Source organism: Microbacterium schleiferi (assembly GCF_015565955.1).
Taxonomy (GTDB): domain Bacteria; phylum Actinomycetota; class Actinomycetes; order Actinomycetales; family Microbacteriaceae; genus Microbacterium; species Microbacterium schleiferi_A.
The window spans coordinates 2,975,259-2,996,974 of sequence record NZ_CP064760.1 but is presented as its reverse complement, the minus strand read 5'-3'; the positions used below and the strand labels follow the sequence as shown (position 1 = coordinate 2,996,974).

At 69.1% G+C, this 21,716-nt stretch carries 18 protein-coding genes, 3 pseudogenes and 1 riboswitch; of the genes and pseudogenes, 12 read left to right on the top strand and 9 right to left on the bottom strand.

The annotated features are described in order from the left end of the window. Positions 1-82 precede the first annotated feature (82 nt). Complete coding sequence (locus IT882_RS14555; protein WP_195692435.1) at positions 83-472, top strand: hypothetical protein; 390 nt, start codon at positions 83-85, stop codon at positions 470-472. On the opposite strand, the gene IT882_RS14550 is transcribed toward IT882_RS14555, so the two are convergent. Then, positions 465-1,283 (bottom strand): ABC transporter permease, encoded by an 819-nt coding sequence (locus IT882_RS14550; RefSeq protein WP_195692434.1) that lies wholly within the window; start codon positions 1,281-1,283, stop codon positions 465-467. The genes IT882_RS14555 and IT882_RS14550 overlap by 8 nt on opposite strands. Further along, a complete protein-coding gene (locus IT882_RS14545) occupies positions 1,280-2,332 on the bottom strand; it encodes an ABC transporter ATP-binding protein (RefSeq protein ID WP_195692433.1) in 1,053 nt (350 codons plus the stop codon). The genes IT882_RS14550 and IT882_RS14545 overlap by 4 nt, the downstream gene beginning before the upstream one ends. Positions 2,333-2,558: 226 nt before the next feature. Here IT882_RS14545 and IT882_RS17195 point away from each other — a divergent pair. Next, positions 2,559-3,508: pseudogene (locus IT882_RS17195) on the top strand (enoyl-CoA hydratase/isomerase family protein). Between the two features lie 45 nt (positions 3,509-3,553). Here IT882_RS17195 and IT882_RS14535 read toward each other — a convergent pair. Then, the gene (locus tag IT882_RS14535) at positions 3,554-4,984 is read right to left on the bottom strand and encodes a D-alanyl-D-alanine carboxypeptidase family protein (RefSeq protein WP_195692432.1); all 1,431 of its coding nucleotides are present in this window, start codon (positions 4,982-4,984) and stop codon (positions 3,554-3,556) included. Positions 4,985-5,022: 38 nt separating this feature from the next. Further along, positions 5,023-5,133: riboswitch (TPP riboswitch) on the top strand. On the opposite strand from IT882_RS14535, the gene IT882_RS14530 reads away from it, so the two are divergent. The 4 genes and pseudogenes from IT882_RS14530 to IT882_RS14515 all read left to right on the top strand — a co-directional run bounded on the left by IT882_RS14530 (position 5,125) and on the right by IT882_RS14515 (position 9,087). Next, positions 5,125-5,745, top strand: a complete 621-nt coding sequence (locus IT882_RS14530) for an ECF transporter S component (protein ID WP_195692431.1) — start codon at positions 5,125-5,127, stop codon at positions 5,743-5,745. (Overlaps the previous riboswitch by 9 nt.) 103 nt (positions 5,746-5,848) lie before the next feature. Beyond that, positions 5,849-7,221 (top strand): annotated as a pseudogene (locus IT882_RS14525) (ABC transporter ATP-binding protein). Beyond that, a complete protein-coding gene (locus IT882_RS14520; protein ID WP_195692430.1) occupies positions 7,218-8,003 on the top strand; it encodes an energy-coupling factor transporter transmembrane component T family protein in 786 nt (261 codons plus the stop codon). The pseudogene IT882_RS14525 and the gene IT882_RS14520 overlap by 4 nt, the downstream one beginning before the upstream one ends. Before the next feature lie 319 nt (positions 8,004-8,322). Beyond that, entirely contained in the window at positions 8,323-9,087 is a 765-nt protein-coding gene (locus IT882_RS14515) for an SDR family NAD(P)-dependent oxidoreductase (RefSeq protein WP_195692429.1), read from the top strand. Positions 9,088-9,092: 5 nt separating this feature from the next. On the opposite strand, the gene IT882_RS14510 is transcribed toward IT882_RS14515, so the two are convergent. Both IT882_RS14510 and IT882_RS14505 read right to left on the bottom strand, forming a co-directional pair. Then, complete coding sequence (locus IT882_RS14510; RefSeq protein ID WP_195692428.1) at positions 9,093-9,539, bottom strand: hypothetical protein; 447 nt, start codon at positions 9,537-9,539, stop codon at positions 9,093-9,095. After that, entirely contained in the window at positions 9,467-10,543 is a 1,077-nt protein-coding gene (locus tag IT882_RS14505; RefSeq protein ID WP_195692427.1) for an LssY C-terminal domain-containing protein, read from the bottom strand. The genes IT882_RS14510 and IT882_RS14505 overlap by 73 nt, the downstream gene beginning before the upstream one ends. A 194-nt stretch (positions 10,544-10,737) precedes the next feature. Here IT882_RS14505 and IT882_RS14500 point away from each other — a divergent pair, with 194 nt between their 5' ends. Together IT882_RS14500 and IT882_RS14495 are read left to right on the top strand one after the other, a co-directional pair. Beyond that, positions 10,738-11,553: an enoyl-CoA hydratase/isomerase family protein gene (locus IT882_RS14500; RefSeq protein WP_195692426.1), complete on the top strand. Its 816-nt coding sequence runs from the start codon at positions 10,738-10,740 to the stop codon at positions 11,551-11,553. Continuing rightward, positions 11,550-12,388 (top strand): annotated as a pseudogene (locus tag IT882_RS14495) (SDR family oxidoreductase). The gene IT882_RS14500 and the pseudogene IT882_RS14495 overlap by 4 nt, the downstream one beginning before the upstream one ends. A gap of 34 nt (positions 12,389-12,422) precedes the next feature. Here the strand turns inward: IT882_RS14495 and IT882_RS14490 are convergent. Further along, positions 12,423-12,899: a GNAT family N-acetyltransferase gene (locus IT882_RS14490; RefSeq protein ID WP_195692425.1), complete on the bottom strand. Its 477-nt coding sequence runs from the start codon at positions 12,897-12,899 to the stop codon at positions 12,423-12,425. Positions 12,900-12,984: 85 nt separating this feature from the next. Between IT882_RS14490 and rlmN the strand changes: the two genes are divergently transcribed. After that, on the top strand, positions 12,985-14,259 hold the full coding sequence (gene rlmN, locus IT882_RS14485; RefSeq protein ID WP_195692424.1) for a 23S rRNA (adenine(2503)-C(2))-methyltransferase RlmN: 1,275 nt from the start codon (positions 12,985-12,987) through the stop codon (positions 14,257-14,259). A 7-nt stretch (positions 14,260-14,266) separates the two neighbouring features. Here rlmN and IT882_RS14480 read toward each other — a convergent pair whose 3' ends face one another. Continuing rightward, positions 14,267-15,715: a carboxylesterase/lipase family protein gene (locus IT882_RS14480; protein ID WP_195692423.1), complete on the bottom strand. Its 1,449-nt coding sequence runs from the start codon at positions 15,713-15,715 to the stop codon at positions 14,267-14,269. A 68-nt stretch (positions 15,716-15,783) separates the two neighbouring features. Between IT882_RS14480 and IT882_RS14475 the strand changes: the two genes are divergently transcribed. After that, positions 15,784-16,794 carry an aldo/keto reductase family protein gene (locus IT882_RS14475; protein ID WP_195692422.1) on the top strand — a complete coding sequence of 337 codons (1,011 nt, stop codon included), beginning with the start codon at positions 15,784-15,786 and terminating at the stop codon, positions 16,792-16,794. Here the strand turns inward: IT882_RS14475 and IT882_RS14470 are convergent. Continuing rightward, the gene (locus IT882_RS14470; protein WP_195692421.1) at positions 16,791-18,326 is read right to left on the bottom strand and encodes a carboxylesterase/lipase family protein; all 1,536 of its coding nucleotides are present in this window, start codon (positions 18,324-18,326) and stop codon (positions 16,791-16,793) included. The genes IT882_RS14475 and IT882_RS14470 overlap by 4 nt on opposite strands. A 114-nt stretch (positions 18,327-18,440) precedes the next feature. Here IT882_RS14470 and IT882_RS14465 point away from each other — a divergent pair, with 114 nt between their 5' ends. Next, a complete protein-coding gene (locus IT882_RS14465) occupies positions 18,441-20,405 on the top strand; it encodes an ABC1 kinase family protein (protein WP_195692420.1) in 1,965 nt (654 codons plus the stop codon). Beyond that, positions 20,405-20,893 (top strand): NUDIX domain-containing protein, encoded by a 489-nt coding sequence (locus IT882_RS14460; RefSeq protein ID WP_195692419.1) that lies wholly within the window; start codon positions 20,405-20,407, stop codon positions 20,891-20,893. The genes IT882_RS14465 and IT882_RS14460 overlap by 1 nt, the downstream gene beginning before the upstream one ends. Here the strand turns inward: IT882_RS14460 and IT882_RS14455 are convergent. Next, positions 20,886-21,707, bottom strand: coding sequence for a hypothetical protein (locus IT882_RS14455; protein ID WP_195692418.1), 822 nt, complete (start codon positions 21,705-21,707; stop codon positions 20,886-20,888). The genes IT882_RS14460 and IT882_RS14455 overlap by 8 nt on opposite strands. Between the last annotated feature and the right edge of the window lie 9 nt (positions 21,708-21,716).

Below are 21,716 nucleotides of genomic sequence, written 5' to 3'. Positions count from 1 at the left end.
CGGGGTGATCGGCCTGAGGATCGTTGCGGGCTTGTAAGCAAACTCCCCGTGACCGGGTGGGCGGCGCTGGCAGACTAGCTTCATGGTGACGCTCCTGCTCGACTCCTCCCATCTGGAGGTGACGTTGTCAGGATCGGAACGTCTGCTTGCATTCCGTCGGCAGAATGTAGAGATCCCGCGCAGCACGATAACGAAGGTTCAACTCACCGACGACGTGTGGACCTGGCTTCGCGGGGTGCCGAGCCCCGGGACGCACGTGCGCGGCGTCATCGCGATGGGCACCTGGAAGTCGGCCGGCAGCGAGGACTTCGTCGTCGTGCGCGGACGGCGGCCCGGCGTCGTCATCGACCTGGAGGGGCATCAGGACTATCAGCGCATCGTCCTGACGACGCGCCACGGCCTGGCGCTCATCCAAGCGCTACGCCTGGACGTCGACGGTCCCGCCGAAGACGTCGCCGACCTCGTCAGCTGACGTCGCGACGCCAGTTGAGCGCGTAGCCGAGAACGAGCAGGACGAGCGCGTACGCCAGAAGGACGGCGCCGCCGGCCCACCATTCGAGTCCGCTCGTGCTGGTTCCCGCGCCCGCCATCTGGAAGATGCTGGCGCCGACCAGGGCATCGCTTGCCGCGCCCGGCAGGTAGGTGGTGACGGTGTCCAGTCCCTCCACGAACGCCCCCGCCGTGCGCGCGATGGGTTCGAGGAACTGGGTGAAGACGAGCACTCCCACGACCGCCGCTACCTGGTTGCGAACGAGAGCACCGACCCCGATTCCGACGATCACCCAGATCGTCAGTGCGATCACGACGCGTCCGATCAGTGCCCAGGTGGAGCTGACTCCCAGATCAGGGGCGATGCCGAACACCGCGAGAACCCCGGCGGCCGGCGCGACCGATGACAGTACTCCGACGACCCCGAAGCCCACGCCGACGACAGCGCCGGCCACGATCTTCGCCCACAGGACAGTTCCGCGACGTGGCGTGGCGAGGAACGTCGCCGTCAACGTCTTGTGCCGGAACTCGCTCGTGACGATGAGGGTGCCCAGGATGAGCGGGATGACGTATCCGACGCTCGCCGCCAGCGAATAGAGCAGGGGCGCGACGCCCTCGGCCGGGACCGGTGCGCCGTCGCCGGGAAGAGCTCCGCTGCTGACGGCCCCGAACACGAACGCGAGCGCGCCTGCGGTGGAGGCGATGTAGAGCACGAGCACGAGCCCCAGGACCCACCACAGGGATGTCGAGAAGAGCTTCGTGAACTCCGACCGGGTAACGGTGGCGACGGTCATCGGTTCGCCCCTTCCTCGTCGTCGACTCTCGGTTCAGGGTCCTCGTCCGGGGCGGTGTGCTCGGCGGGTTCTGCTGGTTCGACAGCTTCGCCTGCTACCGGGCTGGCATCCACTGGCGGTGCCTGCTGCGGATCATCCGTCAGCAGCCGCGGTGGCCTGGTCCCGTTGACGTACTCGAGGAAGATCTCTTCCAAGGCCGGGCCCCGGTCGGTCAGCGCCGACAGGGCGATGCCAGCGGATGCGGCGATCGCCCCGACGCGGGTAGCGTCGAGGCCCTGCACCTGGATGCCGGTGCGCAGCTGTTCGAGCGGAACGCCCGCGCCCTCCAGCGCTGCGACAAGCGCGCCGCGGTCGGGGGCGTCGACAAGCGTGACAGGGACCTCCTGGTAGGCCAGGTCAGCCAGCGACCCCTCGAATACGAGGCGGCCGCCCGAGATGATGAGTGCAGCATCCACCGTCTGCTGCACCTCGGCGAGCAGATGAGACGACACGAGGATCGTCCGGCCCTCGGCCGACAGCGTCCGCAGGAACGACCGCATCCATCGGATGCCCTCAGGATCGAGCCCGTTCGTCGGCTCGTCGAGCACGAGGACTCCCGGATCGCCGAGCAGCGCGAATGCGACCCCGAGTCGCTGGCGCATTCCAAGCGAGTAGCCGCCGACCTTGCGCCCCGCCGCCTGCGTGAGCCCGACCAGTTCCAGCACCTCGTCGACCCGTGAGCGGGGGATGCCGGCGGCCTGCGCGTACACGGTCAGATGGGCTGCGCCGGTGCGGCCGGGGTGAAAGCCGGTCGCCTCGAGGACCGCGCCGACCGTACGCAGCGGATGAGCGAGTTCGTCGTAGCGGCGACCGCCGATGGTTGCCGAGCCCGAGGTCGGGCGGATGAGGCCGAGCAGCATCCGGAGCGTCGTGGTCTTGCCGGCGCCGTTGGGTCCGAGAAACGCCGTGATGCGTCCGGGCTGAACACGACACGTGAGATCCGCGACCGCCGAAATCGTCCCGAAGCGCTTGGTGAGCCCCGAGAACTCCAGAACCTGTCCATCGGGCATGAAAAGCGCCTCCCTGGGTGTGGGTTGCGCACCAGTCTGGCCGACGGGGCTCCCGCCGATGCGGCACCACGCCCGGGGACGGTCGAAGACCCCCCTTCGTGGTGGTGCGGCTCGCTAACGTGGAGTCGTGGATACGGCACCGACAACGGTTGAGATCGAGCAGCGCGGCGAGATCGGCATTCTGACACTGCAACGCCCGCGCGCGCTGAACGCCCTCGACCTCGGGATGGTCCAGGCGCTCACTGCCGCGCTCGATCGCTGGGAAGGGGATGAGCGCATCCGGGCCGTGGTGCTCCGCGGCGGCGGCGACCGCGGATTCTGTGCCGGGGGCGACGTTCGCGGCCTCTACGAGACGCTCATCGGCGATCATCCGGAGCACGTCGACGCCTTCTTCCGCGCCGAGTACGCCCTCAATGCCCGGATCGCCGAGTATCGGCATCCGATCGTCGCGTTCGCCGACGGGATCACGATGGGCGGGGGATCGGCCTGGCCGGGCACGCGTCGCACCGCCTGGTCACCGAGCGCTCGATGCTGGCGATGCCGGAGACACGAATCGGCTTCACGCCGGATGTCGGCGGAACGTGGCTCCTCGGTCGGGCTCCCGGGCGGGTCGGTGAGTACCTGGCCCTCACCGGCAACACCGTCGGCGCGGCGGACGCCATCGAGGCGGGGCTGGCCGACTGGCACGTGCCGAGCGGGCGGCTCGAAGACCTGCTCTCGGATCTGGTGGACGGGACTGATCTCAACGACGCGATTCACGCCGTCGCAACCGACCCGGCGCCCGGGAAACTCAGCGTGGCGCGGGACTGGATCGATGCGGTATTCGCGCAGCCCACGGTGGCTGACATCGTCTCGGCACTGCAGGCGCGGACCGAGGATGCCGCGAGTGAGACTGCCGCACATCTCGCGACACTTCCGCCCACGGCGCTCGCGGTCACGCTCGAGGCACTGCGACGCGCGCGCGCCCTCCCCGACCTGCGCGCCGTGTTGGCGCAGGAGTACGGGCTCGTCCTGTGGTTCGGGATCACCCAGCCGGACCTCGTCGAAGGGATTCGCGCGCAGCTGGTCGACAAAGACCGCTCCCCGCGCTGGAACCCAGCCACGCGCGACGAGCTTCCCGCAGACCTTCTCGATCGGGCCTTCTCGTTCACACCGCCCACGCCGCTCTGGAGCTGAGACAGCTCCGCAACACGCCGTGCGCCACCGTGGTGCGCGCAGCGATCAGTCGATGAGGCCGAACAGCTGCAGGGGGTGAGTCAGTCGCCACCACGGAGAGGGTTGCTCGATTTCTGCGGCCAACGCAGCCTCGACGGTGGTCGAGCTCACGGGGCCGGTGAGGGTGAAGGTGCCCGCCGGCGATCCGGCTTCCCAATCGTCGACGGCGAGCGTGGAGGACGAACTCGACGCCGCGCCATTCCACAGCACGACCGTGGCATCCGTCGTGGTGCGGATCTCCGGCGTCGATCCCCACGCGGTCTGCACACCCCCGATGACGGCTCCGGCCGGGATCACGTACGGGGTCGTCAGCTCCGCCTCGAGCTGGGCCAGCAACGCCCGGGCTGAGCTGTCACGCTGCTCGTCGGTTGGCTGGGCCAGGACCGTCGCGTAGGTGCGGACCGTCGTGTCGCCGATGGTGAGGTCTCTCGCGGTAGCAAGGTCGTCAACCTCACGGCCGTTCACGAAGAGCGACCCTGTCTTGATACCGACGACGCCGGGATCTGCCAGCAGATCGTTGGTGTTCGTGACCTCGCCGGCGCCGGGCAGGTCCACCATCGGTGTCGCGACGATTTCGGCGATGACGGGATTTTCGAGCGCCTTGCGGCCAAGCGCGATCACGCCGGCGGGGGTGCCGACGTTGTCGGAGTCGATACCTGAGGGTTCCACGACGGTGATACCGCTGATCCCGTGTGTTCTCAGCCAGTCGGCCGCGGCGCTCTCGAACACCTCGTCCGTCGGCCAGAACTGGTCAGCCAAGCGTGCGGCGTAGTTGTTGGCCGAGCCGATCAGCAGCCCCTGCAGCATCTGGTACTCGGTCAGGGAACCGCCGACAGGAACGTCCAGGGCCGATTCGCCGCGCGCCCGGTAGTTCCAGTACGTCGACCGATCGCGCGAGCTGAACGCATACTCCGGGCCGGTCTCGCCCAGGGCGAGTGGCTGGCGGTCGAGCACCATGAGCGCGGTCACGAGCTTGGTGATGCTCGCCAGCGGCGCCTCATCCGTCGTCGAGGCCACGGTTCCGTCGGGAGCTGTCGACTCGAACCCGTCGACGGCCACCGCCGCCGATCCCTCCGCGGGCCACGCCGGGGCAGCAAGGGATGCCGTCATCGGCGGGACGTCGACCGACTGCGTCGTCGGCATGACCGCGGTCAACGGCCACAGCAACGTGACGGCGGCATAGGCGGCAACGACGGCGAGGACGATGAGAGTCGGGCCGATGACCGTCCCGCGCAGCAGCGATCGGCGCGGCATTCCGTCGAGGAGGTCGCCGGGATCCGTGTCATCGTGCGCCCGGCGTGTAGCCGGCGAGGTCGCGGGGCGGGCCCACTGCAGGGCTGCGGTATCGGTGCGCTCCACGGCGTCACCCACGGCCGGACTCGATGCCGGGTCGGCGTCGGTCGGGTCGGGGGCGGTCGGCGCCTCCGTGTCAGTCATCCCGCCCAGATTATCCGCACCCGGCGCGTATACTCGGCAGCACGAACCACGGGAGTCCGGTGTGCCGGGCTGAGAGGAAGCGAATCCACGCTTCGACCGTCGAACCTGATCTGGGTCATGCCAGCGCAGGAAGGAGAACAATGTCTGTTTCGTCGTCCACCCCCACCACGACCACGCGTCGGTTCCGGTGGCGGATCGTCGACATCGTCGTCGCCAGCGTCATCGGCGTGGCATCCGGCCTGATCTTCCTGGCCTGGAATGTCGGCTACGTCGGCCCGGGCACGCTGCTCGAGCCGCTGCTCCCGGGCCTGCAGGGCCTGCTCGACGGGCCCTGGCTGTTCGCCGGGGTTCTCGGCGCGCTCGTCATCCGCAAGCCCGGCGCGGCGATCTACACGGAGGTACTCGCCGCTGTTGTTTCGGCTCTCGTCGGTAACCAGTGGGGTGGGTTTCTGACCTTCGAGGCGGGCTTCGTGCAGGGCCTCGGCGCCGAGATCGTGTTCCTGATCTTCGCCTACCGAGTCTGGAGGCTGCCGGTCGCCATCCTCGCCGGTGCCGGTGCTGCCCTGGCCGGCGGCATCAATAATCTGATCCTCTGGTTCGCGGGCGCCGACGTGACCTTCACGATCGTGTACCTCATCAGCACCGTCATCTCGGGGGCGGTGATCGCGGGTCTGCTCTCGTGGCTGCTGGTGCGCGCACTCGCCGCGACGGGCGCCCTCGATGCCTTCCCCGCCGGGCGCGAGGTCCGGCAGCGCGTCTGACGTGGCGGCACAGTCGTCTCGCGCGCAACGCCCGGCCGCCTCACCCGTCGCCGTTCACCTCGACGGCTGGGGGTGGCGCCACGGCAGTCGGCGTGCGTGGGCGTTGCGCGGCATCGACCTGCGGATCGATCCCGGCGAGCGCGTCTTGCTGCTCGGAGCGTCGGGGTCGGGCAAGTCCACGCTCGTTCGCGGAGTAGCCGGTGTGCTCGGCGGTGACGAGGGCGAGAGCGAAGGATCGATCAGCTTGGACGGTGCGGCGCCGAGCGCGGCACGCGGTAGTGCGGGCCTCGTTCTGCAGGACCCCGACTCGCAGGTGGTGCTCGCCCGCGTGGGAGATGAGGTCGCCTTCGGGTGCGAAAACCTTGGCGTTCCCCGCGAGGAGATCTGGCCTCGGGTCCGTGAGGCCCTCGACCTGGTCGGACTCGACGTTCCGCTGGATCACTCCACCAGCGCGCTCTCGGGCGGGCAGAAGCAACGCCTGGCGCTCGCCGCGATCGTTGCCATGCGGCCGGGCCTCATCATCCTTGACGAACCGACCGCCAACCTCGATCCCGACGGCATTGAGCAGGTGCGCGACGCCGTCGCCCGGGTGGTCGAGGGCAGGGGAGCGACCCTCGTCGTGGTCGAGCACCGGGTCGCGGCCTGGGCTCCCCTCGTCGATCGCGTCGTCGTCCTGGCCGAGGGCGGCGTCGTCGCCGACGGATCACCGGAGGCGGTGCTGCGAGATCGGGGCGCGCAACTGGCCGCGGCCGGCGTCTGGGTGCCCGGTCATCGACCTGCGTGGCCACCCCGGCCGTCGCGCTCTCGAGGACCCGTTCTCGAGTCGACCGACGAGCTGGTTATCGCGCGCGTGCCAGGCAGACCCCTCGCCGAGGTGCCGCGCCTGGCGGTGGCCGAAGGGGTCGCGACAGCGATCACGGGGCCCAACGGTGTCGGCAAGTCCACGCTGGGCTTGACCCTTGCCGGGCTGATCCCCCCGCTGCGGGGACTGTCGTCGCTTCCCCAGAGCTCGCGGCCGGTCAGCGCGGGCATCCTCACCAGTGGCCCTCGCGCGCCCTGCTGACTCGGCTCGGCATGGTGTTCCAGGACCCCGAGCATCAGCTGCTCGCGCGGACCGTGCGGGGCGAGCTGGAAGTCGGGCCGCGCGCGCTGGGCCTTGCGGAGTCCGAGCTCGGCGTGCGGGTCGATGAGCTGCTGCACCGTCTGCGGCTTGACCGGCTCGCCGAGGCCAACCCCTACACGCTCTCAGGGGGCGAAAAGCGGCGGCTGACGGTCGCCGCCGCTCTTGCGACCCGGCCCCGGGTGCTCGTGCTCGACGAACCCACCTTCGGCCAGGATGCACGCACGTGGGCCGAACTCGTCGCTTTGCTCGCGCGGGTGCGCGACGAGGGCTCGGCGATCGTCGCCATCACGCACGATCTCGACGTCGCCGAGGCGCTGGATGCCGACCGACTCGTCCTGGGAGGGCCGTCGTGATCGACATCCTGACTGCCGCTCCCTCGCGAGTCACGCAGCTCAACCCGGTTGCGAAGCTCCTCGCGATCGTCGTGCTCACGGTTCCGCTCGTGCTGACCCTGGATGCCGTGTCGGCGGGGGTCGCGCTGGCGATCGAGCTCGCGCTGTTTCCGTTCGCGGGTCTGGGGTGGCGTCAGTTCTGGCGCCGCACGTGGATCGTCTGGCTGCTTGCGCCCCTGACGGGCGTGACGATCGCCCTGTATGGCCAGGCGAGTGGCCTGATCTACGCGGAGTGGTTCGTGGTGCGCATCAGTGAGGGCTCGCTCACCCTCGCCCTGGCAACCATGCTTCGGGTTCTCGCGATCGCCCTGCCGTCGGTCGTCCTGTTCGCCGCTGTCGACCCGACCGATCTGGCAGACGGGCTCGCGCAGGTGCTTCGGCTACCCGCCCGTTTCGTTCTCGGGGGGCTCGCGGGTCTCCGGATGGTGGGGCTCTTCGTCGACGACTGGCGCGCCCTGGAGCTTGCGCGCCGATCCCGCGGTGTCGCGGATCGCGGCCGCATCCGGCGCTTCGTGGGGATGGCGTTCGCGTTGCTGGTGCTCTCCATCCGTCGCGGCACGAAGCTTGCGGTGGCGATGGAAGCTCGCGGCTTCGGGGCACCCGGTCCCCGCACGTGGGCGCGGGAGTCTCGGGTCGGCCCCGCCGAGTGGCTGCTCGTTCTGCTGGGCGCGGTCATCGCTGCGGTAGCCGTGGGGGCTGCCGTCGCCACCGGCTCCTGGAACTTCATCCTCGGCCCGTCCTGAGGCTGGGCTCGGCCTGACCCGGCCGTGGCCGCGGTCGTGGCTAACTCCTCAAAGCTGGGCTTTGGGGTCGGTCATCCGGGTCGATCGGCCCGATGGTAGGCCCGAGATTGAGGAGTTAGCCACGGGCGGTCTGGGCGACGGTGTGGCAGAGTCCGCGCTGCGATCCCGCCCGCGCGAGGTGGCTAACTCCTCAATGCTGGGCTTTGGCGCCGCCATCCGGGTCGATCCGCCTGGTGGTAGGTCCGAGATTGAGGAGTTAGCGACGCACGGTCGGGGCGGGCGGTGAGTAGCCTGGGGCCGGACATCGAAGGAGAGTCGAATGAACATCAGCGGTGCAGCAGCACTCGTCACCGGCGGAGCGAGTGGTTTGGGGTTGGCGACGGCAGAGCGGCTCGCAGCAGCCGGCGCGCGAGTCACGATCGTCGATCTGCCCGGGTCGGCAGGCGAAGACGTTGCTGAGCGACTCGGCGGTACCTTCGCTGCCGCCGACGTGACGGATGCTGGCGCCGTGCGCGGCGCGGTCGCAATGGCGGCGGCATCCGGGCCTCTTCGGGTCGTGGTCAACTGCGCCGGGATCGGCACGCCGGCCAAGGTGCTCGATCGGGATGGCGAACCCGCATCGATCGAGGCCTTCGAACGGATCGTTCGCATCAACCTCATCGGCACCTATACGGTTCTCGCGCAGGCAGCGGCAGCCATCGCCCGTACGGACCCGGATGCCGAGTCCGGCGACCGTGGCGTGATCATCAACACCGCCAGCGTCGCCGCGTTCGACGGCCAGATCGGGCAGCCCGGGTACGCCGCGAGCAAGGGCGGCGTACACGCCATGACACTGCCCGTCGCGCGGGAGCTGGCCCGTCATGCCATCCGCGTCGTCACAATCGCGCCGGGAATCATGGAGACGCCGATGCTCGCGGGTCTGCCGCAGGCGGCGCAGGATTCCCTGGGGCAGCAGGTGCCGTATCCGGCCCGACTGGGACGACCGCAGGAGTACGCGGAACTCGTCATGGGCATCGTGGCAAACGGCTACCTCAACGGTGAGACGATCCGCCTCGACGGAGCGATCCGGATGGCGCCGCGCTAACCGAATCAGCGGGAGCGCCGCCGTTCGCGCCGCCGTGAGTACGCGGCGGCGCTGCGGCTGGAGAGCGCGAGCAGGATCAGCACGTCGAGTCCGACCGCGAGAAGCGAGGTCCGTAGCGTGATCTCCTCCTCCCGCAGGAACCACGTCGTGAACGCCGTGGAGATGGAGACGACCGCGAAGACCATGACGGTCAGGCGCGCCCAGTTTCGGCCCCACCACAGCGAGAGCACCACGCTCAACTGCACGACGAGGCTGACGCCCATGAGCGCAATCACGATCCACAGGGCGAACTGTTCCTCTTGCGCCGTGAGAACGTCATCGCCGAGCACGAGGTCCGCGCTGTCCATCACGTCGGGCCACTCCAGCCACAGTCCGACGATCAGGAGGATGCCGGCGAGCACGCGGAGCAGCAGCAGAAGCGTGCCCGCCGTGATCGTGGCGGGTCGGCGCATCCCGGGTCCCCGTTGAGGGGGGCGAACAGGGATGCCGGAGGCTCGAAGGCGGCGCGCTTGCGTGGCAGGTCCTGTCGCTGCTCGGTCGCCATAGCTGCAGCGACCGCAGCGGTATCCCGCACGCTCGACTCCGGGAGCCCGACCGTCTCCGTGTCCGTTGCCGCGTCGGTTGCCGCAGCGGCGGCCGCCGCGACCTCCACGGGTCGTAGATCAAGGATCGGCAGGTCGCCATCGGTTCGGATCGAGTCGCCGCCGCCGTTTCGCGAGTGGTAGCTCGTGGAGAAGTCCTCGATCACCGCGACGCGGATGCCGGGGTCTGCTGCCAGGAGCGAACTGACGATGTGGTCGCGCTCGACATCCGTGTCGGCGTCGATGCGGTGCGTCACCTGGAGTGTGAACAGCGACAACCCGACTGAGCTGTCGAAGGTACCGGCGGCGAGCCACTCGACGCGGCGGCCGCCCGGGAGCGGCCAGTCATCGGGGCATCGCCAGAACCGAACGTGGTGACGCTGCGCGGGATTGCCGTCGACCTCCTGCTGGTAGGCGAAGTCCTGCATCCGGCCGAAGAGGAACAGGGGGCTCACGGGCGCCCGGTGGTAGCTGCGTCGGCTGATCGTCGAGGTCACGATCCGGATGGATGACCGCAGGGTGACAGGGTCGGCGAGGGTCCAGCCGGCGCGCTGCAGTGCCTCGTGGATGGCAGCCTCCTCGCCCATGAAGGCGAGGTTGACGGGGTCTCCGAGCAGACCGTCGCTGGTTCGGGTGCGCCCGATGAAATAGCCGGGCACGTAAATCGTGGTGAGGATGCGGTGAATGCGGGGCAGCACAAGGTAGGCCAGGAGCACCCAGAACGCGATCGCGACGAGAAGTCCCCACCACCCGACCCGGAACGACTCGGTGAAGCTCAGATAGGCCAGCCACAGCGCCGAGACGCCGGCGAACACAAAGAAGAACCAGTCCAGCGCGACTCCGATGGAGTAGCTGCGACGCCGTTCTCCGTCCACGCCGCCACACTACCGCCGGTGACGCCGAAGGTCCGTCTCGGTCAGTACTCTCTGCTGTCACCGTCGAATGGGACGCAGTGTCAGCAAGCATGGGACGCGGACTCGCGCCTGATGCCGGCGGGAGTAGAGTGACGGGAGGTTTCAACGGGGAACGCCGTCTGGCCGCACCCTCACCACGCAGAAGAGAGGCCGAGATGAGCGATTCCATCCTGGTCGAGGTCGACGACGGCCTCGCTCACGTGACGTTGAACCGTCCGGCACGTCTGAACGCCGTCGACTTCGAGATGGGTCGCCGGTGGCGGGACGTGGCTGTCGAACTCACGGGTGACCCGACAGTGACGGCGATTCTGCTGGATGCCGCGGGCCCCGCGTTCTGCGCTGGCGGAGACGTTGTTGCGATGTCAGAAGCGGACCCCGGCGACGGAAGCGCCGGGGAGGCCGTCACGGGCATGGCGAGGGTCATCCACGAGGGGATCCTCACCCTGGTGTGCTCGTCGACCCCGATTGTCGCCTCCGTCCAGGGCGCTGTCGCCGGTGGTGGACTCGGCTTGATGCTGTGCGCCGACTACATCGTCGCGTCCGAATCCGCACGGTTCGTGAGCAAGTACGCCAACATCGGCCTCACGCCTGACCTCGGCGTCTCGACGCTGCTCCCCGCGGCGATCGGCCAGCGTCGGGCGCTCGAACTCCTGCTGCAGGACCGCACCCTCACCGCCGCCGAGGCCCTCGACTGGGGTCTCGTGAACGAGGTGCTTCCGGCCGACGGTGTTGCCGCGCGCGCCCGCGAGGTTGCCGACTTCTGGCAGTCGGGCGCCGTGGCGGCCTTCGGTGAAGCCAAGCGGCTTGTGCGTCTCGGCGCGTGGCGTGGCTTCGCGCAAAACCTCGAAGACGAGGCCCAGACGATCGGGGAGCGCTTCGGCACCTACGACGCGCGGACGCGAATCGCCGCGTTTGCCGCGGCCTCCCGTACCCCGAAATCCCCCACCGCCACCGGAAAGGACCCCGCGTGACCGAGAAGAAGCTCGCCGGAAAGACTGTTCTGCTCTCGGGTGGGAGCCGAGGAATCGGGCTTGCTATCGCCCTGCGGTGTGCGGCGGATGGGGCGAACATCGCGATTCTTGCCAAGACCGACACCCCGCACCCGAAGCTCGAGGGCACCGTTCACACCGCCGCCGAGGCTATTGAGGCGGCAGGCGGGACTGCGCTGCCGATCGTCGGGGATGTCCGCAACGACGACGACATCACCGCGGCCGTCCTCAAGACCCAGGGCGAGTTCGGGGGGATCGACGTCGTCGTGAACAACGCGAGCGTCATCGACCTGTCGGGTTCGCTCGATCTTTCCGCCAAGAAGTACGACCTCATGCAGGGTGTCAATGTGCGCGGCACCTTCATGCTCTCTCGCGCGGCGGTGCCGATCTTGCGCGAGGCGGAGAACCCCCACATCCTGTCGCTGTCGCCGCCGCTGAACCTCTCCCCGCGCTGGCTGGGGGCCACACCGGCTACACGCTGGCGAAGTACGGCATGACGATGGCCACCCTCGGTATCGGCGCAGAGTTCGCACGCGCCGGCATTGCGGCCAACACCCTCTGGCCGCGCACGACGATCGCGACGGCAGCCGTCCAGTTCGCGCTCGGGGGCGATCAGATGATGAAGGTCAGCCGCACGCCCGAGATCTACGCGGATGCGGCGTACGAGGTGATCACGAAACCCTCACGCGAGTACACCGGCCAGACGCTGATCGTCGAGGACGTGCTCGAGGCGGCGGGGGTGACCGACTTCTCGCGGTACGCGGCTGTCCCTGGAACGCCCGACGACCAGCTCTTCCCCGACATCTTCCTGGACTGACCGGAGGATCCGGCGACGGATCAGCGGCCTGCGGCTACGCGAGCGTCTTGCGCAGGAACACCTGCTCGATGCCGTCGTCGCCGGGCACGCGTTCGCTTTCGACGTATCCCTCGCGCTCGTAGAGTCGCAGGTTCGCCTCCGACAGTGATCCGGTGAACAACTCGGCGACGGTTGCCCCGGCATCCGTGCCCCGGCGCTCGACGGCGGTCAGGAGTGCCGTGCCAAGGCCCTCGCCCTGCTGGTCGGGGGCGATGGCGAGTCGCCCGATGAGTAGCAGGTCGCCATCGCGCTGTGCCCGGACAGCGCCGACGATCCGGCCGCTGCGCACCGCGACGCAGCCCAGGTTCTCGACGAGTTCGGCGGTGATCTCGTCGAGGGTCTGGGTCAGCGGTGGCATGTGCGGGGTGCCGTAGATGAGAGCCTCCTGCACGAACGCCGCGCGCTGCAGGGTCAACACCTCACCCGCGTCATCGGTCGTGATCGGTCGGATCGTGAGGTCGTCGGGGGCCACGACCTCACGCTAGCGTCCGCAGGTCGTGGCGGGCGGGGGTTGACACTCCACGGGCTCACAGCATCCGCTCGCATACCCTGGACTCATGGCACGCGCGCTTCCTCCCACGTCTTCCGGTGCGCCGCAGCCGCGCCCAGCTACAGCGCCCGCCGCCCCTGGGGCGCCGCAGGTGCGCCCAGCTACCGAAGGGTGGCAGCAGAAGAAGGATGCCGAGGGTCGGCCCCTGCTGCAGTTCGCGAGCCCCAAGCGCGGCAAGCCTCCCGAGCACCTGGCCGATCTCACGCCCGAGCAGCGCATCGAGAAGGCGAAGGAGCTGGGTCTGCCCGGCTTTCGTGCCGGTCAGATCGAGCGCCACTACCTGACGCGCTGGACGAGCGATCCCGCCGAGATGACCGATCTGCCGGCATCCGGTCGTGAGGAACTCGTCGCGGGGCTGCTCCCGCCGCTGCTGACCGAAGTGCGTCGCCTCGACACCGACAAGGGCGACACGATCAAGTTCCTCTGGAAGCTGCACGATGGCGCTCTCGTCGAGTCCGTGCTGATGCGCTATCCGGGGCGGATCACCCTGTGCGTCTCGAGTCAGGCGGGATGCGGCATGAACTGCCCGTTCTGCGCGACCGGCCAGGCGGGCCTGACGCGCAACATGTCGGCTGCCGAGATCGTGGACCAGGTGGTGCGCGCCAATCAGGTGATCGCCCGGGGTGAGCTCGGTGGCAAGCGCAGCACCGACCAGTCACTCGAGCGCGTCTCCAACATCGTGTTCATGGGGATGGGGGAGCCGCTGGCCAACTACGCCCGGGTGATGCAGGCCGTCCGCGTGATGACCGACAAGAAGCACGGCATGGGCATGAGCGCTCGCGGTATCACCGTCTCGACAGTCGGCCTGGTTCCTGCGATCACGAAGCTTGCCGCCGAAGACATCCCGGTCACCTTCGCGCTGTCATTGCACGCCCCTGACGATGAACTGCGGGACGAACTCATTCCCGTGAACTCCCGCTGGAAGGTCGACGAGGCGCTGGATGCCGCCCGCGGCTACTTCGAGCGGACCGGCCGGCGCGTGTCGATCGAGTACGCGCTCATCAAAGACATGAACGACCACCCGTGGCGAGCTGATCTGCTCGCGCAGAAGCTGAACGCGCGCGGGCGTGGCTGGGTGCACGTCAACCCGATTCCGCTCAACCCGACGCCGGGCTCGATCTGGACGGCATCCGAACCGGGCGTGCAGTACGAGTTCGTGCGCCGACTGAATGCTGCCGGCATCCCGACGACCCTGCGGGACACGCGCGGCACCGAGATCGACGGAGCCTGCGGGCAGCTGGTCGCGACCGAGGACGACCGGGCCGCCGCATCCGCGTCCTGATCCGGGCTCAGGATGCCGGTCTGAACGCGTCGACGGCCTCGGCGCGCGGCAGCGGCATCGTCCGCGAGTCGACATCGAAGACGCGCACGCGGCGTCCGGGCGCAAACGGCTCCCACCCTGGCGCGCCGTCGCGGATCATCCGCACCCATGCATCGTGCATCTCGCGGGCGAGCGGTCGCGGCGCCGCATCCCCCGCTATCCGGACGCTGTCGGGGTTCTCGAGCCCATCGAAGACGAACCCGAGTTCGAGGGCGTGTCCGGCGCCCAGGCCATCAATCGGGCTCTGCCAGGCGAATTCGTAGGCGAAGGTCGGCGATGTGCGGCGATCAGCCACCTGGGTCATCGGCGCGCGCAGCATCGCATCGGTGAGGGCCTGTCCGAGTCGAGCGCCGGTGCCGGCATCCGGGAAGTCGGCCCGGTAGGCCCGGACTGCCCCGCGGGGAATCCGTAGGGCGAGATGCCCGAGCCGGGCCTGCCAGGGGGTGATCTTCGCGAGCGCGTCGGGGGTGAACCAGAGCCGGTACTCGTCGGTGTTGGTGCCGATGAGGAGGGGTGCGGTGGCGGTGGCCAACGCCGTCCGTGGGGCCTCGGGGAGGCTCGCGGGATCCCGGGCCAGGAGGAACCCGGGCGCTCCCCGCAACGGTGAGCTACCCGCGGCCTGCGCCGTCCGTGCCGCGAGAAGCTCGGCCGGTGACAGCGCGGCGAACGCCTCGCGCGTCGCAGGCACGCCGAGCCGCTTGGCGAGTGCGCGGGTGACGCGTCCGGCTCGCTTCGGGTCGGCAGCATCGAGCGGGCCGGATTCGATGATCGCGCCGGCGATCAACGGTCTGGTGTCGGGACGCGAGACGAGCGCGGCAGCGAGGGCGCCGCCGGCCGACTCGCCCATGACCGTGATGCGCGACGGGTCGCCGCCGAAGGCCGCGATCTCGGCGTGCGTCCACCGCAGCGCCGCAGCGACGTCCTCGAGGCCGAGATTGCGGGGGGCATCGTCGAGCACCGAAAAGCCCTCGGACCCGAGGCGGTAGTTAGCCGAGACGAAGACGACGCCGTCCCGGGCGAAGCTAGTCCCGTCGTACCCGGTGATCGAGCTTCCGCCGCGCTCGAACGCGCCGCCGTGGATCCACAGCACGACAGGCAGCGGCTCGGATGTCGATTCCGTCGCGCTCGCCGGGGCCCAGACGTTGGCAGTGAGGATGTCTTCGTCGGTGCCGTCGCTGGTCAGGCTCGGGAGCAGCTGGCCGGTCCTGCCGCGGTACGGCGTCTGGGGTGCCGCGGGACCGAACTGTGTCGCCTCACGCACCCCGGTCCAGGCATCCGGTGTCACCGGCAGCTGGAACCGCCGCGGACCGAACGGCGCGGCTGCGTACGGGATGCCCAGAAAGCGGCTGATGCCGTCGGTGACGCTCCCACGAAGCGTCCCGCTGCTGATCGTCGCCTCGACTGCTTCGATGCCCATCCCCTCAGCGTAGGACGGTCTGGGCGAACGCCGGCCCGTCCGTTGCGGCTCGGCGATAGCGTGGAGTAATGGTCAACTATCGCTACCTCGGCAACAGCGGCTTCAAAGTCACGGAAATCACCTACGGCAACTGGATCACGCATGGCTCGCAGGTCGAGAACGACGCAGCGATCGCCACCGTCCACCGCGCGCTGGAGCTCGGGATCACGAGTTTCGACACCGCAGACGTCTACGCCAACACGGTAGCCGAGCAGGTGCTCGGTGAGGCGTTGAAGGGGCAGCGACGCGAGTCGCTGGAGATCTTCACGAAGGTCTACTGGCCGGTTGGGCCGCACGGCGCCAACGACGTCGGGCTCTCCCGCAAGCACATCCTGGACGGCATCAACGGTTCGCTGCAGCGGCTCGGTACTGACTACGTCGACCTGTACCAGGCGCACCGGTACGACTATGAGACCCCGCTGGAAGAGACGATGCAGGCCTTCGCCGACGTCGTCCGCCAGGGCAAGGCGCTGTACATCGGTGTGAGTGAGTGGACGGCTGAGCAGCTGCGGGCTGGCCACGCGCTCGCGAAGGATCTCGGCATCCAACTCGTCTCGAACCAGCCCCAGTACTCCGCGCTGTGGCGCGTCATCGAGGGCAAGGTCGTTCCGACCTCGGAGGAGCTCGGGATCTCGCAGATCGTCTGGTCGCCGATGGCGCAGGGTGTGCTCAGCGGCAAGTACCTGCCGGGTCAGCCCGCGCCCGCCGGCTCGCGGGCGACGGATGAGAAGAGCGGTGCCGGCTTCATCAAGCGGTTCATGACGGATGAGGTGCTCGGCGCTGTGCAGAAGCTGCATCCGGTCGCCGAGCAGGCGGGGCTCACGCTGCCCCAGCTCGCGATCGCGTGGGTGCTGCAGAATCCGAACGTGTCGGCCGCCCTCGTGGGCGCGTCGCGTCCCGAGCAGCTCGATGACACCGTCAAGGCGTCGGGCGTCACGCTGGATGCCGACACGATGGCAGCCATTGACGCCGCCCTCGGCTCGGTCGCCGAGACCGACCCGGCGCTCACGGAAGAGTCCTCGCCGAAGTCGCGACCCTAGGGGAAGGCGAGAACTTCGTCTCCCCAGCCGGTGCGCAGTTCGTGATCGAGGTCGGGTACCACGCGGTCCTCGGCCTCGATCACGAGCGTGGCGCGGGCGTCCGTGTCGAACGGGGGCCACTCCGCGGCGGCATCGGCGTTCGGTTCCTCGCCCTTCGCGAACGCGGTCCAGCGTTGCTGCATCCGTGCCGAGATCCGTTCGGCTGTGTGTCGGCCGCCGAGCCGGAAGCTGATGTCATGTGCTCGCCGCCCGAAGGTTCCCCAGACGTAGGGTAGTTCGGTAGCGTGCGTCGCGCCGATCCGGAGCAGGTGGAGCATCGGGGTGGCGTGGTCGAACCGGTAGAGCCACACCGGCGCAATCCGTGAGTGTCCCTCGGCGGCCCAGAGCGTCGGCATTCGGAACCCGATGTCGCGGGCGATGCCGAGGCCCACGGTGTGGTGCCGAACACCGTCGTAGGCCGACAGCACCTGCGCCATCGAGGGCAGGTCGATGCCGGGCCGTTCGGTGCCCAGCTCGGCGAGCATCTGCTCGATCTGCTCCTCGCGGACGGGCATGAGCGGCGACTTCATCATTCGGAAGAGGGAAGCCTCGTCCTTGTTGGTGCCGATCAGCAGCGGTACCGGCAGCGCGCGTCCTTCGGCCAGGACTGTTGCGGGCGCCTCGGGCAGCAGGTCGCCGTCGACCACGGGTCCGAAGGCGATGGTGCCCGGATGTTGCGCCGGAACCTGCGCGAACACGGTCATCCCGGCCTCGACGATCGTGTCGACCGGCAGCGCGCGCAGGTCGGCTGGATCGGGGTTGCCGACTGCCTCCAGGAACAGGTCGGTGACGGACGCGGCGCGCGCCGCGTCGTACACGCTCGACACCGGCGAGGATTCGGCGATCGCCCGCGAGAAGAGTCCCGCCGCGCTCGGGACCGCGAGCAGCGTGGTCACAAGGCCCGCGCCGGCGGATTCACCGAAGACCGTCACGCGCTCGGGGTCGCCCCCGAAAGCCGCGATGTTGCGCTGAACCCACCGCAGGGCGAGCAGGACGTCTTTGAGGGCGAGGTTGCCGTCGAACGGATGCTCCGGGCTGGCCTTGCTCGACAGGTCGAGAAACCCGAGTGCGCCGATGCGGTAGTTGATCGTGACCACCACGACGCCGTGCCCGGCGAGGGCTTCGCCGTCGTAGACGGGCTGGCTGCTGGAGCCGAATGTGTATGCCCCGCCGTGCAGCCACACCATGACCGGTGCGGGAGTGTCCGCATCCGCCCCGCTCCAGACGTTCAGGAAGAGGCAGTCCTCGTCGAAGATGGGGTCCGGTCCGAGATCCATCGCGGGGTTTGCCTTCTGCGGCGCTGCGGGACCGAAGCTCGTCACCTCGGCCTTCACTCCGGCATCCAGCGGATCGGCCGGCACGGGGTCGCGCCATCGGGCATCGCCGGTCGGAGCCTGTGCGTACCGGATGCCGCGCCAGACGCGCATTCCGCCGGGCAGTTCCTCCCCGGCGAAGCGCCCGGCAGGTGCGGTGGCGACGGTGGTCTTGTCCATGGGGCCTCCGGTTCGGGTGAAGCGCGCGTCGCGAGACAGCGTAGACGGTGGAATTAAGCGCGCGGATCAGAGCTCCCTGGTGCGCGCGAATGGCGCGCCTGACACAATCGGGTCATGCCGATCTGGCTCGCGGTTCTCCTCCTCACGGTCGCCTTCGCCGCTGTATCGGCGTGGATCAGCAGGCGCCTCCTCGATGCGCAGATCGGGTGGATCCGGGCGCTCGTGACCGCGACCGTGGTGTTTCTCGGTTCGCTCCCGCTCACGGTGTGGGTGTTCGAACAGGCCGACATCATCGACGGTGACCGGGTTGTCGTCGAAAGCCCGATCGTGCTGGCCTTCGTTGCCCTCGTTCTCGGCTGGATGTTCGCGGTCGTCGTGATTGTCCTCGTCACCCTGGAGTTCCTCTGGCCGAGCCGGCCCCTCGGAAACCCCGTCACGATCGTCCGGGATGCGTTCCGCCGACGAGATCGCGCCCGCCGGTACGCGCAAATCGTCGCCATCGCCTCGCGTCACGGCCTGGGGATGTACCGCGGACGATCGGATGCCGCGCGCGACGCGCTCCCGCAGGCCTTGGTCTCTGCCCTGGCTGAGGCGGGCGTCACGTTCGTGAAGCTCGGGCAGGTGCTCTCGACGCGTGAGGATGTGCTCCCGCGCGACCTGATCGAGGCGCTGTCGACGCTGCAGATGGACTCGACTCCGATTCCCTGGCCCGAGGCCGAAGCGGCGATTCGTGCTGAGCTGGGGCGGCCGATCGCCGAGGTGTTCGCGGCTATCGAGACCGAGCCGATGGCGGCGGCATCTGTTGCGCAGGTGCACGCCGCGACACTCGTGTCGGGTGAGCGCGTGGTCGTGAAGATCCAGCGGCCTTCTGCACGTGCCCAGGTGACGACAGACCTCGACATCCTCGAGCGGCTCGCGCGGGATGCCGAACGCCGCACCACGTGGGCTGCCGACTACGGCGCCGTGGCGCTGGTCACCGAGTTCTCCCGAGCCCTCACCGAAGAACTCGACTACCGCGTCGAGGTGGCAAACACCGAGATGCTGCGCGGAGCGATCGCGAAGACGCACGCGATGCCCCTCCGTGTCCCCGGCGTCTTCACGGAGCTGTGCACGCAGCAGATGATCGTCCAGGAGCGGATCGACGGGGTGCCGTTCGGCAAGCTGCCTCCTGACGCGTTGGAGCCGACAGCTGCCCGGGAGCTTGTCGACGGGGTCCTGGATGCCGTGTTCGAGCAGATCGCGGTGCGCGGGGTGTTCCACGCCGACCTACATCCTGGCAACCTGATTCTCTGCGACGACGGCGAGGTCGCCCTGATCGACTTCGGCGCGGTCGGTCTGCTGGAGGCCAGCATGCGGCGCCTTCTCGTGCCGCTGCTGACGGCGATCGCTGCCGACGACGATCAGGCGGCCACCGACATCGTGCTCCTGCTGTGCGAGCCCGACCCGGCTGGCGTGGATCAGACGTCTTTGCAACGAGACGTCGGCGCCATCATCACGCGCGTTCGCAATGCCCCTGCGGGTGAGGACGTGTTCCGGCTTCTGCTCGACACCCTCCGCCACCACCGGCTGGCGATGCCGCCGTCTCTGCTCTTGGTGTTCCGCACGCTCGGCTCGCTCGAGGGGAGCCTGCGGCGGGTCGTTCCGGGATACGACATGGTCGGTCAGGCGCTCACCCGCGCCCCGCACTTCGCGCGCAGCATGCTGTCGCTGCGCACTGCTGCTCTGTCAGCGCAGACCCAGTTCGCGGTCGCGGTGGAGCAGGTGCGCAGGGCACCGCGGCGGCTGGAGAACATCTCGCGTTCGCTCGAGCAGGGCACCTTCTCGGTGCGGCTCCGCTCGTTCGAGGGTGCGGGCGAGCGGCGGTGGATCGAGGGGCTGCTCGGGCAGGTCACCAGCACGCTCGTTGGAGTGACCCTGCTGGCGACCGGTATCGCCCTCGCGATCTCGTCGGGCGGGCCCCACCTGACCGACGATGTTGCGCTGTTCCCGTTCCTCGGCAGCGTCATCGGCCTGGGAGGGCTGCTGCTGCTCGTGCGGAGCCTTCGCGCGGCGCTCCGACGGCGTGACGGCACCGGCTGATGCCGGTCACGAGCGCGGGCCTCCTGGCCTACCGCCCGACGGCTGACGATGCGGCACGGTTCGAGGTGCTCATCGCCCACATGGGCGGCCCGTTCTGGCAGCGCAAGGATGCCGGTGCCTGGACGATCCCGAAGGGCGAATACAACGCTGCGGAGGAGTCGCCGCTCGAGGCCGCACGGCGGGAATTTCGGGAGGAGCTCGGGATCGACCCGCCGGACGGCCCTGTGATCGACCTGGGGTCCTTCGCGGCATCCCGCAAGTCGATTACCGTCTTCGCGGTTGACGGGTCCGCGCTGGACATCTCGCGCCCGGTCTTCGGCGAGTTCGAGCTCGAATGGCCGCCCCGGTCGGGGAGGATGGCGAGCTTTCCTGAGGTCGACCGCATCGCATGGATGCCGCTCGACGTCGCTGCCGCGAAGCTCACGGCGTCGCAGCGCCCCGCGCTGACCTCACTTGCTGCGGTGCCCGGCGGTCGCGGCGTCAGCTGACCGGGCGCCCGGGTGCGGAGTCGATGAAGACGCCGACGCGGTCGTCCTGCAAGACGAACTGCAGCGCGGCCCCTTCGCCGAAGCGTTCGCGCGCCTCTGCGGGCGAACCCGCGTGGATCGGCACCGACGCAGCCGGAGGGAATGCCCCGGCGCCGCATCCGTAGTACGTCGGCCCGTTCGGGAAGCCCGACTCCTCGTCAACGTTCTCACTGCTGAAAGCCACCAGGCACTCACTGTCGATGTCGTCGGTCGAGTTCACGACCGTCATCAGCGTGTAGCCCGCGAACTGGAACGCCGTCGACGGTGTTTCAGGGTCCCCTGAGAAGGGCGGTAGATCCACGGACTGAACGGCGTCGAGAGCTGCGATCTGCCTCGCTCCCGAGCCCTCTGAAATCACGGGGATCGACGCGAAGCCCCACGTGACGGATCCCGCGAGCGCCGCTGCGGCCAGGACCGAAGCGCCCCAGAAGACACGAGCGAGCGGCGGTACGCGGGTCAGGGGCGACCACGGCGCACGCTCACCTGAACGGCTCCCGCGGTCGTCGCTGCTGGGGGCTGCCGCGCTCGAAGACTCCGTGCCATCGGTGCTGGGCGCCGTGGACGCAGACGACGTGGCGCCCTCTCCGTCGACGGGTGTTGCCGGCGGCGCGTCGCCGACTCCACCGCTGCGCTCCGGTGCCCGCTGCTCACTCCGCAGCTGCTCCTCGAGCTCCTGCAGTCGGTCGTACGCGACCGGGTCGCGCAGGATATCGGCGTCGGGGCCGTAGGCTCGCGCCCGAAGTGCTCGCAGCTCAGCGGCGGCATCGTCGTTCATCGCTTCATG

Excerpts from the sequence above, each read along its gene's own strand:
- IT882_RS14555 (WP_195692435.1), top strand. The coding sequence starts at position 83 with ATGGTGACGCTCCTGCTCGACTCCTCCCATCTGGAGGTGACGTTGTCA.
- IT882_RS14550 (WP_195692434.1), bottom strand. The coding sequence starts at position 1,283 with ATGACCGTCGCCACCGTTACCCGGTCGGAGTTCACGAAGCTCTTCTCG.
- IT882_RS14545 (WP_195692433.1), bottom strand. The coding sequence starts at position 2,332 with ATGCCCGATGGACAGGTTCTGGAGTTCTCGGGGCTCACCAAGCGCTTC.
- IT882_RS14535 (WP_195692432.1), bottom strand. The coding sequence starts at position 4,984 with ATGACTGACACGGAGGCGCCGACCGCCCCCGACCCGACCGACGCCGAC.
- IT882_RS14530 (WP_195692431.1), top strand. The coding sequence starts at position 5,125 with ATGTCTGTTTCGTCGTCCACCCCCACCACGACCACGCGTCGGTTCCGG.
- IT882_RS14515 (WP_195692429.1), top strand. The coding sequence starts at position 8,323 with ATGAACATCAGCGGTGCAGCAGCACTCGTCACCGGCGGAGCGAGTGGT.
- IT882_RS14510 (WP_195692428.1), bottom strand. The coding sequence starts at position 9,539 with ATGCGCCGACCCGCCACGATCACGGCGGGCACGCTTCTGCTGCTGCTC.
- IT882_RS14500 (WP_195692426.1), top strand. The coding sequence starts at position 10,738 with ATGAGCGATTCCATCCTGGTCGAGGTCGACGACGGCCTCGCTCACGTG.
- rlmN (WP_195692424.1), top strand. The coding sequence starts at position 12,985 with ATGGCACGCGCGCTTCCTCCCACGTCTTCCGGTGCGCCGCAGCCGCGC.
- IT882_RS14480 (WP_195692423.1), bottom strand. The coding sequence starts at position 15,715 with ATGGGCATCGAAGCAGTCGAGGCGACGATCAGCAGCGGGACGCTTCGT.
- IT882_RS14475 (WP_195692422.1), top strand. The coding sequence starts at position 15,784 with ATGGTCAACTATCGCTACCTCGGCAACAGCGGCTTCAAAGTCACGGAA.
- IT882_RS14470 (WP_195692421.1), bottom strand. The coding sequence starts at position 18,326 with ATGGACAAGACCACCGTCGCCACCGCACCTGCCGGGCGCTTCGCCGGG.
- IT882_RS14465 (WP_195692420.1), top strand. The coding sequence starts at position 18,441 with ATGCCGATCTGGCTCGCGGTTCTCCTCCTCACGGTCGCCTTCGCCGCT.
- IT882_RS14460 (WP_195692419.1), top strand. The coding sequence starts at position 20,405 with ATGCCGGTCACGAGCGCGGGCCTCCTGGCCTACCGCCCGACGGCTGAC.
- IT882_RS14455 (WP_195692418.1), bottom strand. The coding sequence starts at position 21,707 with ATGAACGACGATGCCGCCGCTGAGCTGCGAGCACTTCGGGCGCGAGCC.